17 protein-coding genes and 1 pseudogene are annotated in these 14,173 nt (G+C 62.9%); 8 read left to right on the plus strand and 10 right to left on the minus strand.

From position 1 onward, the window contains the following. The first annotated feature begins 44 nt into the window (after positions 1-44). Entirely contained in the window at positions 45-962 is a 918-nt protein-coding gene (locus tag ABR323_RS06345) for a LysR family transcriptional regulator (protein WP_439448691.1), read from the plus strand. A 9-nt stretch (positions 963-971) separates the two neighbouring features. On the opposite strand, the gene ABR323_RS06350 is transcribed toward ABR323_RS06345, so the two are convergent. Further along, positions 972-1,490, minus strand: a complete 519-nt coding sequence (locus ABR323_RS06350) for an AAA family ATPase (RefSeq protein ID WP_439448692.1) — start codon at positions 1,488-1,490, stop codon at positions 972-974. A 259-nt stretch (positions 1,491-1,749) separates the two neighbouring features. Here ABR323_RS06350 and ABR323_RS06355 point away from each other — a divergent pair. The 3 genes and pseudogenes from ABR323_RS06355 to ABR323_RS06365 all read left to right on the plus strand — a co-directional run bounded on the left by ABR323_RS06355 (position 1,750) and on the right by ABR323_RS06365 (position 3,641). Beyond that, positions 1,750-2,468 (plus strand): annotated as a pseudogene (locus tag ABR323_RS06355) (hypothetical protein). Positions 2,469-2,558: 90 nt separating this feature from the next. Continuing rightward, positions 2,559-2,759 carry a hypothetical protein gene (locus ABR323_RS06360; RefSeq protein WP_439448693.1) on the plus strand — a complete coding sequence of 67 codons (201 nt, stop codon included), beginning with the start codon at positions 2,559-2,561 and terminating at the stop codon, positions 2,757-2,759. A 117-nt stretch (positions 2,760-2,876) separates the two neighbouring features. Next, positions 2,877-3,641, plus strand: a complete 765-nt coding sequence (locus tag ABR323_RS06365; RefSeq protein WP_439448694.1) for a thioesterase family protein — start codon at positions 2,877-2,879, stop codon at positions 3,639-3,641. 18 nt (positions 3,642-3,659) lie between these two features. On the opposite strand, the gene ABR323_RS06370 is transcribed toward ABR323_RS06365, so the two are convergent. Together ABR323_RS06370 and ABR323_RS06375 are read right to left on the minus strand one after the other, a co-directional pair. After that, positions 3,660-3,929, minus strand: coding sequence for a hypothetical protein (locus ABR323_RS06370; RefSeq protein ID WP_135273018.1), 270 nt, complete (start codon positions 3,927-3,929; stop codon positions 3,660-3,662). 124 nt (positions 3,930-4,053) lie between these two features. After that, the gene (locus ABR323_RS06375; protein WP_439448695.1) at positions 4,054-4,758 is read right to left on the minus strand and encodes an ArsR/SmtB family transcription factor; all 705 of its coding nucleotides are present in this window, start codon (positions 4,756-4,758) and stop codon (positions 4,054-4,056) included. 105 nt (positions 4,759-4,863) lie between these two features. Between ABR323_RS06375 and ABR323_RS06380 the strand changes: the two genes are divergently transcribed. After that, positions 4,864-5,505: a flavin reductase family protein gene (locus ABR323_RS06380; protein WP_439448696.1), complete on the plus strand. Its 642-nt coding sequence runs from the start codon at positions 4,864-4,866 to the stop codon at positions 5,503-5,505. A gap of 4 nt (positions 5,506-5,509) precedes the next feature. Here the strand turns inward: ABR323_RS06380 and ABR323_RS06385 are convergent, their stop codons facing one another. Then, positions 5,510-6,019, minus strand: coding sequence for a GNAT family N-acetyltransferase (locus ABR323_RS06385; RefSeq protein WP_439448697.1), 510 nt, complete (start codon positions 6,017-6,019; stop codon positions 5,510-5,512). A 77-nt stretch (positions 6,020-6,096) separates the two neighbouring features. Then, complete coding sequence (locus ABR323_RS06390; protein ID WP_439448698.1) at positions 6,097-6,594, minus strand: GNAT family N-acetyltransferase; 498 nt, start codon at positions 6,592-6,594, stop codon at positions 6,097-6,099. Positions 6,595-6,701: 107 nt separating this feature from the next. On the opposite strand from ABR323_RS06390, the gene ABR323_RS06395 reads away from it, so the two are divergent. The 3 genes from ABR323_RS06395 (at position 6,702) to ABR323_RS06405 (ending at position 9,117) form a co-directional block, all read left to right on the plus strand. Further along, positions 6,702-7,106, plus strand: a complete 405-nt coding sequence (locus tag ABR323_RS06395; protein ID WP_439448699.1) for an NUDIX hydrolase — start codon at positions 6,702-6,704, stop codon at positions 7,104-7,106. Positions 7,107-7,400: 294 nt separating this feature from the next. Then, positions 7,401-7,883 (plus strand): LexA family protein, encoded by a 483-nt coding sequence (locus ABR323_RS06400; protein ID WP_164186258.1) that lies wholly within the window; start codon positions 7,401-7,403, stop codon positions 7,881-7,883. Continuing rightward, entirely contained in the window at positions 7,867-9,117 is a 1,251-nt protein-coding gene (locus ABR323_RS06405; RefSeq protein ID WP_439448700.1) for a Y-family DNA polymerase, read from the plus strand. The genes ABR323_RS06400 and ABR323_RS06405 overlap by 17 nt, the downstream gene beginning before the upstream one ends. A gap of 91 nt (positions 9,118-9,208) precedes the next feature. On the opposite strand, the gene ABR323_RS06410 is transcribed toward ABR323_RS06405, so the two are convergent. From ABR323_RS06410 to ABR323_RS06430, 5 genes are all read right to left on the minus strand, one after another. Continuing rightward, positions 9,209-9,817: a hypothetical protein gene (locus ABR323_RS06410; protein WP_439448701.1), complete on the minus strand. Its 609-nt coding sequence runs from the start codon at positions 9,815-9,817 to the stop codon at positions 9,209-9,211. A 17-nt stretch (positions 9,818-9,834) separates the two neighbouring features. Further along, the gene (locus tag ABR323_RS06415) at positions 9,835-10,665 is read right to left on the minus strand and encodes a hypothetical protein (protein ID WP_164186252.1); all 831 of its coding nucleotides are present in this window, start codon (positions 10,663-10,665) and stop codon (positions 9,835-9,837) included. Between the two features lie 394 nt (positions 10,666-11,059). Then, a complete protein-coding gene (locus ABR323_RS06420; protein ID WP_164186250.1) occupies positions 11,060-11,851 on the minus strand; it encodes a DNA adenine methylase in 792 nt (263 codons plus the stop codon). 147 nt (positions 11,852-11,998) lie between these two features. Further along, positions 11,999-12,232 (minus strand): hypothetical protein, encoded by a 234-nt coding sequence (locus tag ABR323_RS06425; RefSeq protein ID WP_049397882.1) that lies wholly within the window; start codon positions 12,230-12,232, stop codon positions 11,999-12,001. Then, positions 12,222-13,247: a hypothetical protein gene (locus tag ABR323_RS06430; RefSeq protein WP_193390899.1), complete on the minus strand. Its 1,026-nt coding sequence runs from the start codon at positions 13,245-13,247 to the stop codon at positions 12,222-12,224. Before ABR323_RS06430 ends, ABR323_RS06425 begins: the two co-directional genes overlap by 11 nt. Positions 13,248-14,173 lie beyond the last annotated feature (926 nt).

Consider the following 14,173-nt stretch of genomic DNA (forward strand, 5'->3'; position numbering starts at 1 on the left):
CTGTCCAAGACATAATTTACCCATCTTGAGTCCCGAATGGTCTTATGCTCGATCTCCGCCAACTGCGCTATTTCGTGGCCGTCGCCGAAGATGAACACGTCGGCCGCGCCGCCGAGCGCCTTCACATCTCCCAATCCCCGCTCAGCCGGCAGATCGCCCAGCTGGAGGAACGGCTTGAACTGCAGCTGTTCGAACGCTCGCAGCAGCGCATCCGGCTCACCGCCGATGGCCGCACCTTCCTCGCCGAGGCGCGCGCCTTGCTGACCCACGCCAACCGGCTGGAATCGCTGGCACGCCGGCTCGGCCGCGGCGATGAAGGCGGCCTGTGCATCGGCTATCTGGAGTACGCGATGCACTCCGGCGTATTGCCCACCGCCCTGCGCGAACTGCGCGGCGACCGTCCTGCCGTACACATCGCGCTGTACAACCAGCAGTCGGACGTGCAGCTGGAAGGCCTGCGCCAGCGCAGCCTGGACATCGCCCTGGTCTGCGAACCACCCGCGTTCGACGATCCGGACCTGGAAGCCACGCAGGTGCTGAACGATCCGATGCTGCTGGCCCTGCCGGCCGGCCACCCACTGGCCAGCGCGGAGACCATCACGCCCGAAGATCTGGCCAGCCAGCAGTGGATCGGCGTGATGCACAAGGAAAGCGCGCTGCGCCATGACACCTTGATCGCCGCCTGCGCGAAGGCCGGTTTCACCCCGACCATCGCCATGGAAGCGACCGAACCACTGGCCGCGCTTGGACTGGTCGCCGCTGGGTTGGGCCTGACCACCATCCAGCGCAGCCTGGACCACCAGGCACCGGAGGGCGTGGTACTGCGCGAGCTGCCGTGGTTCAGCTACCGCACGCCGCTGTGGGCGGCCTGGCACCGCATCAACCTGCGCCCGCTGGTCGAGACCTTCCGCAGGACGCTGGTGCAGACCGCTACCGATGGCAAGCCGTCGTTCGTCGATTGAGCCGCGCCGTTACATCGAACCGACTTCGGTATAGCGGATCACGATGAAACCCTCTCCCGCGGCCGGTGCAACGAAGTGGCGGGTGATCTGTGCGAACTCCTCGTCGCTGGCCTGGAACGGATGCTCGCCGCGCGCATTGCGAGCGCGCAGTCGCGCTTTGCAGACCTCGTCGGCGATATCGAGGAAATGCAGTTGATGCGCTGCGCTGGCCGATTCGAATACCTCACGCCCCCACGCACGCGTGGCCGGCGTATTGAACGGAAAGTCGAGCACAACCGACATCCCCGCCCGCAGCAGCGCCTGCAGATGCCCGGTCAGCACATTGCGCAACGTGGCTGCGCGCTGCAGATAGTCGGCAATGGAATGGATTTCGCCCGGATACAGCGCCGCCAGCCATGCGTCTTCGCTGATCAGCACGTGGCGCGGCGGCGCCGCCAGCTGTTGCGCCAGGGTGGATTTGCCTGCACCGATCTTGCCGCACACCAGGTGCAGGGTCGGGGCGTCGTCGCTCGATGATAGGTATTGCATCTGCGTTCTCCTTGGTGGATTCCACTGCCGGGAGAGCGCTGCATGCAATCCGCCTTCCCGGGCGGGTTGCATGGCCGTGACGACCGCGCGCTACCCCGCCTTCCCATGGGGAATGCGGATAATCGACGCGGTGGTGTGCAGGACCATGTCGCCAGCGTAGAGCGCAGCACGGTCGACCGGCAATGCCTGCGGCAGTGCAGCGCGCGCAAGGTCGCGCGGGGATCTATGCTCGGCGCCATTCCCGCATGGAATGACCACGATGCGAGACTTGCTTCGATGCGCGCTTGCGCTCTGCCTGCTGCCTTGGACGACATCACCGGCTGCACCGCCGCCAGCACCGCGTACGCTCAGCGGCGAACTGCAGGGCGCACCGTGGCGGCTGGATGTACCCGCAGCCTGGAACGGCGACCTGGTAATGCTGGCCCATGGCTACGAACCGGTGGGCGTTCCGCGTACCACGCCGATGACGGCCAATGACAGCACCGCGCCACTATTGGCTGCGGGCTACGCGGTCGCGCAGAGTGCCTATGCGAGCCAGGGCTGGGCGGTGGCCGATGCGATCACCGACATGCAACGCCTGCGCCAACATGCCCTGATTGAACTCAAGCGTGTACGCCACACCGACGATCAGCCTGCACGCGCTGGTCCTGCACGAACTGGCTACGCGCAGCGGCGGCATGCCGGTCGGCAACATCGAGGTGATCTACAGCGGCTTCGGCAATGACACCGCATTCAACGCCGGCGCACGTTCGCAACACGCTGGCATTGATCGGCGCATTGCAGCGACCGCGGGTGATCCAGTTCAACCACAACGACCCGACCATCGTGCCGCACATGCAGGCGGTGTATCCGCAGTTGGCTACACGCGCCGGCGCACGACCGCGACCACGGCCACGGGTGCTGCAGCCGGCCTGCGAAGGTCACTGTGGCTTCTCTGAAGCACAGGTGGTCGAGGCCTTGAAGGCGGTGCAGCACTGAGCCCATCGTGTGCCGCAGCGCATCAGGGGCATGTCATGAGGACTGCTATGGTGGCCGGGCCCAATGAAGGGCAGACAAAGGACTGACGTGATGATCAAGATGACCTTGAAGACCGTGATGTTCCTTGGCATGGCCGTGACCGGCCTGGCCTTCGCCGCAGGAACCTGCGAGTTCTGCACGCTGAAGTACGAGCAGTGCCTGCGCACGTCACATGGACCGCTGGGCAAGACCTCTGAGCAGTGTCTGGCCGAGTACAAGATGTGCCGCGAAATGGATTGCCCGTCTCCCTGACCGGCGTCCGGCCGGCTCCTGCGGGAGCCGGCTCAGCCAGCCACGTTGCCGAACGCTTACGATGCAGGGACCGGTGCAGCACCTGCCGCCTCCCTCCCTGCTGAAGCAACGCACACGATGGCCTTCTTCGAACGACTGAGCGACACCCGCTACCTGCCAACCGAACATACCGGCGGCGCCTGGAACGTCCGCGAACAACATATCGCGCCTGCGATCGGCCTGTTGGCACATCATCTGGAACGCGATGCCATCGCACGTGGCCACGGCTTCCTGATCGCGCGCCTGTCCTACGACATTCTCGGCACCATTCCGATAGAGGCGATGGAAGCCGACGTGCAGGTGTTGCGCGGCGGCCGCACCATCGAACTGGTCGAAGCCACGCTGCGGCATGGCGACCGGCCGGCACTGCGCGTGCGCGCCTGGCTGATGCGTCCGAACGATACCGAGGCCATTGCGGGCACACCGCTGACAACCATTGCACCGCCAGAGTCGATGCCAGCGTGGGATCCGGGCACGGTCTGGCCAGGGGGATTCATCCAAAGCGTAGAGATCCGCCGACACGACCAGGGGCCTGGACGCGCCACCTACTGGGCGCGCGCGAAGCACGCACTGCTGGACGGCGAAGCAGTCAGTCCACTGGCCCGTGCCGCCACCCTGTTCGATCTTTCCAATGGCATGGCCGTGCGCGCCGATCCGAAGGACGTCGCCTTCCCCAACCTCGATCTGACCGCGCACCTGTTCGGCACTCCCGAAGGCGAGTGGCTGGGCTTCGACACCTCGGTGTCGTTCGGCCGCCAGGGCCTGGGCCTGACCAGCACGGTGCTGCACGATGCGCGCGGCCCGATCGGGACGCTCGGCCAGGCGTTGACGGTACGTCCGTGACCACGATGACGGGCGGCGTCAGCCGCCCAGCGTGCCCATGGTGAAGGTGTAGCCTGAGCTCATCAGGAACTCGCGCATGCGCATTTCCGCACGTCGCGGCGAGGCCAGGTTGGCAGGTCCATACAGCGCATAGACCACGCCCGCGCCTTCGATGGATTCGCGACGCACACCACAATGGCGGGTTTCCGAAGCGCTCACCCACCCATCCTTCAGTTGATCCGGCCCGATCGACTGACCATTCATCAGCCGGAACGTCAGCCAGCGGACTTCCGCAGTAGATTTGTTCATTGTCGGCCTGCTGCCTGCATGCCGCGATCCATCATGTCCGTGCTCGACATTGCTGCTCCCTGAGGCTTGGACCTCGACCATAGCGCCTTGCCATGTCGCAGGCGGATGAGACTGATCGCGTCGCTCAGGTCGCCAGACCGAACAGCCTCCATAGCGCCTCGCGCCCGGGCGGCGTCAGCCGCAGCTCTCGCCGTGCCTCGACGCGCCGCAGCCAATCGTTCTTCACGAAGCTGTCCAGCATCGCTTCGCCGACCACGCCCGCCAGATGTGGCCGCCGCTCGGTGCAGTCCAGACACCCCCGGCAATAGCGTGCCGGCTTGACCGTCAGCGGCCGCTGAAGTGCATGGGCCAGCGGCTGGCCCAGCCCCCGCAGGAAGTCGGCACCGCCGGCGCTCACCTGCCAGTGCCCCTCGCACGCAATCACATGCCCCGCCTGCAGCAGATGGTCGGTGATCGCCACCGCGTGCACGCCGGCCAGATGCCGGTAGCAGGAACGCGCCTGACGCAACGCCGGCATGCTGCGTGATGCCGCAGCGGTGCAGGACGGCGTGCGGTCGGCAACGCGCAGGATGCCCTCGAGCATGTCGGCAACCTCGTGCGAAGCCAACCGGTGGTAGCGGTGGCGCCCTTGTGCGACGGCGACCAGCAGATCGCCCTCGACCAGTCTGCGCAGGTGCGTGCTCGCCGTCTGCGGCGTCACCCCGGCCACGCGGGCCAGCTCCATCGCGGTATAGGCGCGCCCATCCATCAGCTGCAGCAGCATGGCCGCGCGCGCCTGGTCACCGACCAGGGCACCGACGCTGACAAGGGAACCAGAGGTGTGGACCATGCCCGCATTGTGGCACGCCGTTGCGGGCCGACAGTTCGATGCAGGCCGAAGCGTCGGCGCCCTCGGCCAAGGCACAGTGGCCACTCCGATACCGCAAGGCCTTCCGTGAAAACCGCTTCGATCCCCCGCCGCCGCATCACCCCTTCGGTCCTGTACCCGGGCACGCCGGTGCTGCTGATGACCACGCTGAACGACGACGGCAGTAGCAACATCAGTCCGCTTTCTTCGTTCTGGGCCTTGGGCAACCGGGTGGTGCTCGGTCTCGGCGTGCAGGGCCAGGGCTACCGCAACCTGCAACTACGCAACGAGTGCGTGCTGAACTTCCCCTCATCCGCGCAAGCCGCACAAGTTGAGGCCATCGCGCGGGCAACCGGCTGCGACCCGGTGCCCACTGCCAAACAGGCGATGGGCTACGTGCACGTCCGCGACAAGTTCGCGTTGGGTGGATTCAGTGCGGTCGACTCGACCCACGTCGCGCCGGTAGCGATTGCCGAGTGCCCGCTGCAGGTGGAAGTCAGCGTGATAGCGATGCACCCACCCGGCGAGGATGACGGCCAGGGCTTCGTGATCGTCGAAGGACGGATCCGCTGCGTGCACGCCCACGAAGCGATCACTGTGGCTGGTACCCAGCACATCGACGTGGCGCGATGGAAGCCGCTGATCTACCTGTTCCGCCACTACCTGGGCGTGAGCGAACCGGTCGGGCACAACTTCCGCGCGGAGACCCTTACGGGCGCTTCTGCCTAGCGGTCTAGACCGTTTCGCCCTGCAGATCGAGCACGGACGTGGTCCAGCGGCGCTCCCCCAGCGCGGCCACCATGCCGCCTCGATAGACGAAGCGGCGTGCATGACCGTCTTCGATGAAGCAGGTCTCGTTCTGCATCGGCGCATATCCGGCCGAGGCGTAATGCCGATGATCCAGGGCGAACAACACGGCGAAATTGATCCCGCGCTGGCGCAGTTCAGCGTGTGCAGCTTCGATCAAGCGTGAGGCGACGCCCTTCCTGCGAACGTCAGCACGCACCACCACGCCGCCGATCAAGCCTATGCGTTCCGGTTTGCCGTCCAGCACTACGTTGCGTTCGTACAGTGAGAGGTGGGCGACCACGTGATCGCCTTCCATCGCCAGCACCGGAGCGACCGGCCCCGGGATGGCGTAGCCGTCGCCCTGCATGTCCGGGAACGCCTGGCAGAGCAGTTCCACCGCCTGCTGACGGTGATCCGGCGCCACGCTTTGCCAGCTGGATACTTGAACGTGCATTGCCCGGTCTTCGTGGAAGGAGTGCCGAGCCCCATCGTGCCACGAAACATGACCGTACCCGCCGCGACGTTCCACTGTCAGTGCAGAGAGATCCAGTAGGAGACGATATCCGTGTAGCTGCCCGCGCGCTTGACTGCCCGCGGCTCCGTACCAAATACGCTGAAGCCCAGCGATTCATACAGCGCGCGTGCGGCAGTATTGTCAGCCAGCACCGTGAGGGTGATCGATTCAATGCCGTCCGCGCGCGCAGCCGCGAGCGCTGCAAGAAGAAGTTGGCGGGCGATTCCCTTTCCACGATGTTCAACACTCACGTGGACACTGTGCAGTTCCGCCGTGTGCCATCGCGCCATCCGCGCCGGGCGTACGTAACGCAGGAAACCCACCAGCATGCCATCAACGAAAGTGCCGAAGTAGCGCGTACCGGAATCAGCAAGCTGGACGCGCATCACGTCCGCCGTATCGTTCTGCGACTCGGCCAGCGTGGACAGGAACGCCGCGGGCGACTCGCGAAGCGCCTGCAATCGCGCTTGCCAAAGAATATCGGCGTCTTCAGCACCGAGTTGCCGGATGAGCATGCGACGCACCTGTGAGGTTATTGATGCACAGATGCTCAGCCTAGCGCGGGTCCGCCTGAAGCGGCGTGCATGCAAGAATGAAGATGGTCCCTCTTTCATTCTCCGCCATGACTGAACTGCAGATTCCCCGCGTTGGATGCGGCGCCGTCGTCCGTGATGCCAACGGCCGCATCCTGCTGATCCAGCGCGGACGTGAACCGGAGCGCGGGCATTGGGGCCTGCCCGGCGGAAAAGTCGACTGGATGGAAACGGTGGAGGCTGCCGTGGTCCGCGAAATCCGCGAGGAGACGGCGCTGGAAGTGGCGCTGCTGCGCCTGCTGTGCGTGGCCGATCATTTCGAGCCCGCGTTTGCGCAGCACTGGGTCGCGCCGATCTTCGAGGCACGGGCACCCGCAGGTGCCGAGGCCTCCATCCAGGAGCCGGGTGTGCAGACCGGGCTGGGCTGGTTCGCGCTGGATGCCCTGCCCCAGCCGCTCACGCAGGCCACGGTGCAGGCGTTGGCCAGGCTGTAGCAGATATCAATCCGGGCAGGTGCTGGCAGCGGACAAACAAAAAAGCCCTGACCGGAGTCAGGGCTTTTCAATTGGAGGCCTCAAGCGGAATCGAACCGCTGTAAACGGATTTGCAATCCTACGCACTTCTTTATAAATCATAGCCTTAACAATCTATGCCGCCCGACTTGCCACCGACAGTAGGGCCGAATCATTCATGTTCGCGAAATTGTCGCCCCTGCCTGCGAATTAGTATTTGTACTAACATCCGCGCCGTCGCGGCGGGTGAGACCTGCCGATCCCAGAGTGCTCGCCATGCAGTCCGTTCCCTACCCCAACACCCTCGCCCTACATATCGGCCCGGCACTTATCGACGGCCCCGCACAGTTCGTGCCCTTGGCCGCCGTTCGTGCACGGCTGGGCTTCCCGTCGCCCGCCGACGACTTCATGGACGATGCGATCGACCTGCATCGTCTGCTGGTGCGAAATCCCGCCGCCACTTTTCTGTACCGAGCCGATGGCTGGTCCATGAGCGGCGCCGGCGTCAGCGACGGGGACATTCTGGTGGTGGACCGGTCAGTCACGCCGCTGGCTGGTGACCTGGTGATTGCCATCTGGGACGGGAACCAGCCCAGCTGCAAGGTGCTGCAACTGTTCGAGAGCCACATGGAGCTGCACTCGGCCAACCCTGACTTCCCGCCCATCGTGCTCGAACAGGCCACCGAGGTTGAGGTGTTCGCCGTGGTGGGCGTCGTCCGCCAGATCAAACGCCGGGGCGGCCATGTTCGGGCTCGTTGACGGGAACAACTTCTACGCCAGCTGCGAGCGCGTGTTTCAGCCGGCGCTGCGCGGCGCGCCGCTGGTGGTGCTGAGCAACAATGACGGCTGCGCAATCGCGCGCTCGGCCGAGGCCAAGGCCTTAGGCATCAAGATGGGCCAGCCGGCCCACGAGCTGAAGCACTTGGTGCGGCGCCACGGGCTGCAGATGCGCTCGGCCAACTTCGGCCTGTACGGCGACATGAGCGCGCGCGTCGTGGCCATCCTGCGAGAAGCCGCGCCGCGAGTGGAGGTCTACAGCATCGATGAGAGCTTCATCGACCTGGAATGCGTGCGCGACCGCGAGCGGTTCGCCCGGGATCTGCGACAGCGCGTGCATCGATGGACCGGCATTCCCAACTGCGTTGGCATCGGGCCAACGAAGACGCTTGCCAAGCTGGCCAACAAGGTGGCCAAGAGCGCCGACGGCGTGATCGACCTCGGGGACGCAGGCTACCGCGAAGCGGTGCTGCGCACCTTCCCCGCCGGAGATCTGTGGGGCGTGGGCCGCAAGCTGGCCCCGCGGCTGGAGGCGATGGGCATCTCCACTGCTGCCGCGCTGCGCGATGCGCCGGCGGACGACATCCTGGCCGCGTTCGGGGTGACGCTAGCGCGCACACAGCGCGAGCTGCAGGGTCATCCCTGCATGGAGTTGATGGAAGTCGAGCCAGACCGCCAGCAGATCATGGTCAGCCGATCGTTCGCCGACCGAGTCGAGGACCACGAAGCCGTGGCCCAGGCGCTGACCACCTTCGCAGTGCGCGCCTGCGAGACGCTGCGTGCCCGGGGCCTGGTCACCGCCGCCGTCTGGGTGTTCGCCCATTCCGACGTGTTCCGGCCAGAGCTGCCGCAGCACAACGCTAGCAAGACCGTGGGTCTGTCCTCGTCGACCGCAGACACCAAGGTGGTGCTGGGCATCGTGCGCAAACTGCTAGGCGGCCTGCTCCGCGACGGGATCGGATACAAGAAAGCAGGCGTGGCACTGCTCGACCTAGCCCGGCCGGACGAGCTTCAGGCTGATCTGTTTGGGCCAACGATTGTTGGCAATGACCGACTGATGGCCACCATGGACCAGATCAACCAGAAGTTCGGGCGCGGTACGGCCGGCCTTGGCGCTTCGGGGTGGCAGACACGTCCTGCTTGGGGCATGCGACAGCACCTACTTTCCCCCAACTACACCACGTCAGTGCACGAAATTCCCGCTGCTCGCTGCTGACGTTCTGACTCTGGCGCTGCTGAAACGTCCTCGGGAGAGCGGTTAGAAGGTGCCAGGGTCGGCATGTCCAGGACCGCTCGGACTGTGATCATCAGTCCTCTTCGTGAGTACGACGCGAATGTTTTGCTTTTGCAGCCTTCCGATTTAAAACTGCCATCGAGCTAAATGACGCCTCATGTAGTTCGTAGATCTGCAGAGGTAGCAGTGCAGTACGAACTACGCACAAAAAAGCAAAGCCACCACACAAAAAGAGGATAGGCCCAATTGCCAAGCGATCTATTCCTGCAGCAACCACAAGACTGCCTAGCAAAGTCATCGCCGACAGTCCAATAGCAGCAAATAACGTAACCATTTGAGAGTACAAAAGATATCTAAGCCTTGGAATAATTAAATCCAGCTCCTCCGGGCTATAACTTTGCGAATTCTCGACTCGGCCACTGAACAGCATCAAGTTCACAACAAAGCCGATCAAAATAGCCGCATACGCCAATGCGCCAGCTGCCACCGCCAAGAGCGACGAACTAACTCCATCCTTCGTCACATCGGGCACAGCTGGGATCAGCGCCCAAGTCAACAGGCTCCCTAGCGCCAACAGCAGCAATGCAAAGAAACACTGCGCCCGCGCTTCCTGATGCTTCCCTACGTGGGCACGCAGGTGCTTTAAAGTAGCAAAAGCTGACTTTATATCGTGGGGAAGCATCAGACTTTCCATAGACCTCAATCTTCGGTTGAGAGGACGCGCCCAGTTAGAAACATGCCCTCGTCGTCTATTATACGCCAATCTTCGCTATCGGGCGTTCGCAGATCATCCAAATAATTATAAAGCAACTGCTTTATCTCATTTTTATGCTCTATTCCACTCGCATCAATAGTCACTGGAATCTCTGTCTTGGCTTTATATTTACCGATGTTCCGGATGGGCCCACCGGTCATTGTCTCCAAGTCTACCTTATCCAAGTCTGACACGACTTCACGCCCAGCAGTGAACGTGTCTATAACAGTATCAATATCCAACCCATCCTCGTCATCCGCCTCCCATCTCACCACCAGCTTACCCGTATTTGCAACGGCATTTTTTGCATCATAAAGAGGGGTAGCAATCGCGAGAGTGGCAGTCTCAGTAGGCGGAGCCCCCTGTACAACCCTTATCTGCATACTCTTAACACCACCGCCCTGCTCAATTATCTTCCGCAAATTATTCGCGAAGACATCCATGAACACCAGGTTAGGCAACTGAAGAGATGCGTTATGTTTTCTTAAGATGTTTGTCAAGAATACTGCAAGAGCCGGCAATCCTCCGCCGCCCTGCTCATTTTGGACGATCAGCGTCTCACCAATTGCGACGCATCGAAATTCATGCAAGATTGATCGTTTCTGCCCTTTGGCATCATACATCGGACCCGAATTGATATCGGGCTCAGGGTCTTGGAGATCTACTGCAATCTGATGCTCGCCTTGGCCATAGATATACGAACCAACGGTGAAATAAAAACCTCCTCCTGAACCATCAGGTTGAGTGAGCCGCCTCGTCATCTTACCGAAGTACATGAACCTAGTCCCAGCATCAGGCAATCCCTTAGCGGGGCGCTCCGGCCAATGTCGGTTAGTCCAATCAGTGGTAGCAGCTCGAACAGCTAGCAGTAAGTCTTCAAGATTATGAATCGGCGGATTTTTTCGCCGACCATAATTGAATTTGACTCGCTTTAGATAAGCATTTCGATATACAAGACGCGGCCCTGCAGACATCATCCCCCCTTCTCTAGTCCTAGTCTTGGGCTTATAGCCCCCACTAGATCATGCATCAAAGAGCACTTTATTCCTGTAGGGAAATTCCTACAGAGCGCGGTACTTGAGGGTGATGTCTGCAGACTGGCTTTGCCAGTCAATCCTTTGACGCATGCCGCTATTGAAGGAGGATGATCTAGAGCTTTGCACCTGACCGCTACAACAGGGCGGCCTGGCGATCGTCCCAGCTCTTGATGATCAGCTCCCCAGACTTGCGCCCCCTGCCCTGCCCGCCGCCAATTGTATAGTCGAGCTGCAGGGGCACTAGGTCGAAGCCGGCGAACACCTCCCGGATCTGCGGGTGGTCGTTGATCGACACCACGAATCGGCCGGCAGCACCGCGCATCAGCTCTGCCATCGCCTCGTACTCGCTGAAGGGGAAGTCGACGCCGTATCCCTCAGTCTCCCAATACGGCGGGTCCAGATAGAACAGAGTGCCGGGCCGATCGTAGCGCCGCACGCACTCCTGCCACGGGAGGCACTCGATCACCGTATTCGACAACCGAAGATGCACCGCGCTCAGCTCTTCCTCGATGCGCAGGAGGTTCAGTCGCGGGCCTCCGGCAGTGACCACTCCGAACGATTGGCCCTGTACTTTCCCCCCAAAGGCGAGTTTCTGGAGGTAGTAGAAGCGCGCTGCGCGCTGAATATCGGTCAAGGTCTCCGGCCGCTCCATCTGCGCCCACTCGAACATTTGCCGCGATACCAGGGACCAGCGGAACATGCGCACGAACTCGTCCAGGTGATGGCGCACGCAGCGGTACAGGGACACCAGTTCGCCGTTGATGTCGTTGAGCACCTCCATCTGGGCCGGGTATGGCCGCATCAGCAGCGACGCGGCGCCGCCGGCAAATGCCTCGACGTAGCAGTCGTGGGTTGGGAAGTGCGGATAGAGGTGCTTCAGCAGGCGGCGCTTGCCGCCCGGCCAGGAAATGATGGGCTTGGGCATGGTTTCTCAGTATTTGCGATAGAGGAAGCCGACAATCCCGCCGCTCTCGCGAGGGCGACGGGGCCACGGCCAATGCCAGGTGCTGAGACCACCTGTGTTGCGGCGCTGCCTGGATGCTTGCAGGCATCTGGGCAGCGCCCTGTCTTGCTAGATGGTGACTTCCATCACCGGAAGATTCGGAGCCGCTTCGACCAATCGACCACCGCGAACCCAGACGTTGTATGGGATGGTCTGCTGCAGCTGGCCGAACGCTCGCATCTGTACACCGTCATAGGTCGTCAGCGTGCTGGTGCCATCACTGTTGTGCGCGGTGACGGTCGCCAGCAATCGAGGGTTGCTGCTGACCAGTTCGCCGAATTGATCCCAAAGGTCAGTCCGCATCGCTATAGTGCCTTTCAAGGGTTACGGTCTGCTCGATCACCACTGCCTGTTGATCGATCACAACATCAACGCGCAGCGACTCGCACTGCCCGTGCCACCGCCCCGCAGCGCCAACGACCTCCACCAGATCCAACGGCATGATAGGGCCGATCTCGCCTGGCTTAAGCGGCTTGGGAAACAGCGGCATAGTGAGGTCGACGGCGGCTTGCTCACCGCGATCACTGAGGATGTTCCGACCGCGCTCGGCGGCAGCAGCAGCAACATTGATCAGCGGGCTGCTGACCTGCTGCGCGAACAGCTGACCTGCCTCACCGTCCTTGCGCACTTTGCAGGTGATGCCCTTCCCCGGCAGCTCACCGGTGACCACCACCGCATCGTACAGTGGCGCGCTGCGCATCTGGAGGCTCTCGGTAAGGACAATGTCCTCTTGCACAACGTGGTCAGGAGGTGAGTCCCGCCAAAGCCACGGGCTGACCGGATAGCTGGCCCGGACCCGCAACATCGGCTGCGCTGGGTCGGACTGCACCACCGCGCCACTTGCCCCAGCCAGGCCACTGATGGCATCGAGAGGCGTGTTCGCGTCGTAGAACCAAGCACCGGCAGGAACGATCCAGTCGACAGTCCCGTACTGGCTAGTGAATCCCGTATCGGCAAGCTCCTCCGCCACCAGTTGCGACACGCTCCGGTCGTCACCGGTGACCTTCACCCGCGCTGGCGCGTAGGGCGCAGCGAGAAGCGCGGTGCGCGACCGGCCACTGAGGCGCACCGCCCCATCCGCGAACTCGCGCTGCTTCTGATAGCTCTCCACAATCCCAGTCCAGACATGGCCGTTGAGCACAACCTCGAACTGGCGCGGGCCCGCCGCCGTGGGTTTCAGGAGATCAAGCTGTGCCGGATCGGCAAGCTCGAAGTCGAACGTCCAGCCCCACGCGCTCCGGCCCGATTGCAGGGTGATTCTTGTTACTTCGATCGGCATACGGTCCGGCAGTCGTACGAATGACACGGTATTAATCACGACATACGTCCTTCGTTGCGGGCGCACCGCGTAGCACGCGACAACGCCGAGATTGAGTGGAACCACCCCGAAGCCACCGACCACGGGGCAGCCAAGATTCAGCCCGACCGTGTTGCCGGCCGGCCAACCAGGCTCGGGATCAGGATCGGGGGGAATTAGAGGCCGAACGATCCATGGAAGCTTGGCTGCACTCCCCCAGCGAAGCCGCCAAGACCTGGGCAAACGTTCGCCGCACCTCCAGCTCCCCTGCCATTGGTTCCGCGCAGAACTGCTCGAAAGCCAACGCGCCCCCATCGATACGCTCACCTGCGCCTGCGACGACCAGTGCAAAGCGCTGTACCTGCCCAAGAGGCTTGGCCGGGTCCACCGGGATAGCAGCGACACGCTCTGGGAGCCCATGGACCGCCAGGGTTGGGCATTCGACTTCCGAAGGACCCCCTGCGAAGTCCTCCACCGCAGAGTGCCTTCACGGCTCAGCAGGGGAGTAAGACCCCACCCTGTGGCGATGGCGTTCCCCTCCAAGCGCTGAGCGCCACGCCAAGCGGAAGAGGTCACAATCGACGCAGTGTCTGCTCCACCCCAACCAACCAGAATCATGGCTGTGCGCGGGCGAGCCACCGACCATGAGAGCGACGCACTGGTATGAAGGTAGGCGCGCTCGGGTTCCGGCGGCTCCTCCGACCACCAATCGACGCCAAGATTTAGGCCGACCAACGCACCGCCAGCCGTAGCAGGCGGGCCCAGGTTCAGCACTACCCTGTTGCCGAGCTTGTCCATTCGCTACTCACGCGCCGCCGGCGCAATCCAGTCCTGGATCGCGGCATTCTGCCGACCCAGGTCATCGAAGCCGACGACCGTGAAACGGAATGCCGGGTGGAGACGATCGACTCTCCACGTGCCGTCGGCCCGGCTCATCGTGGACGCCA

The organism is Stenotrophomonas sp. ATs4, assembly GCF_051861585.1.
In the GTDB taxonomy this organism is placed as follows: Bacteria; Pseudomonadota; Gammaproteobacteria; order Xanthomonadales; family Xanthomonadaceae; genus Stenotrophomonas; species Stenotrophomonas maltophilia_AS.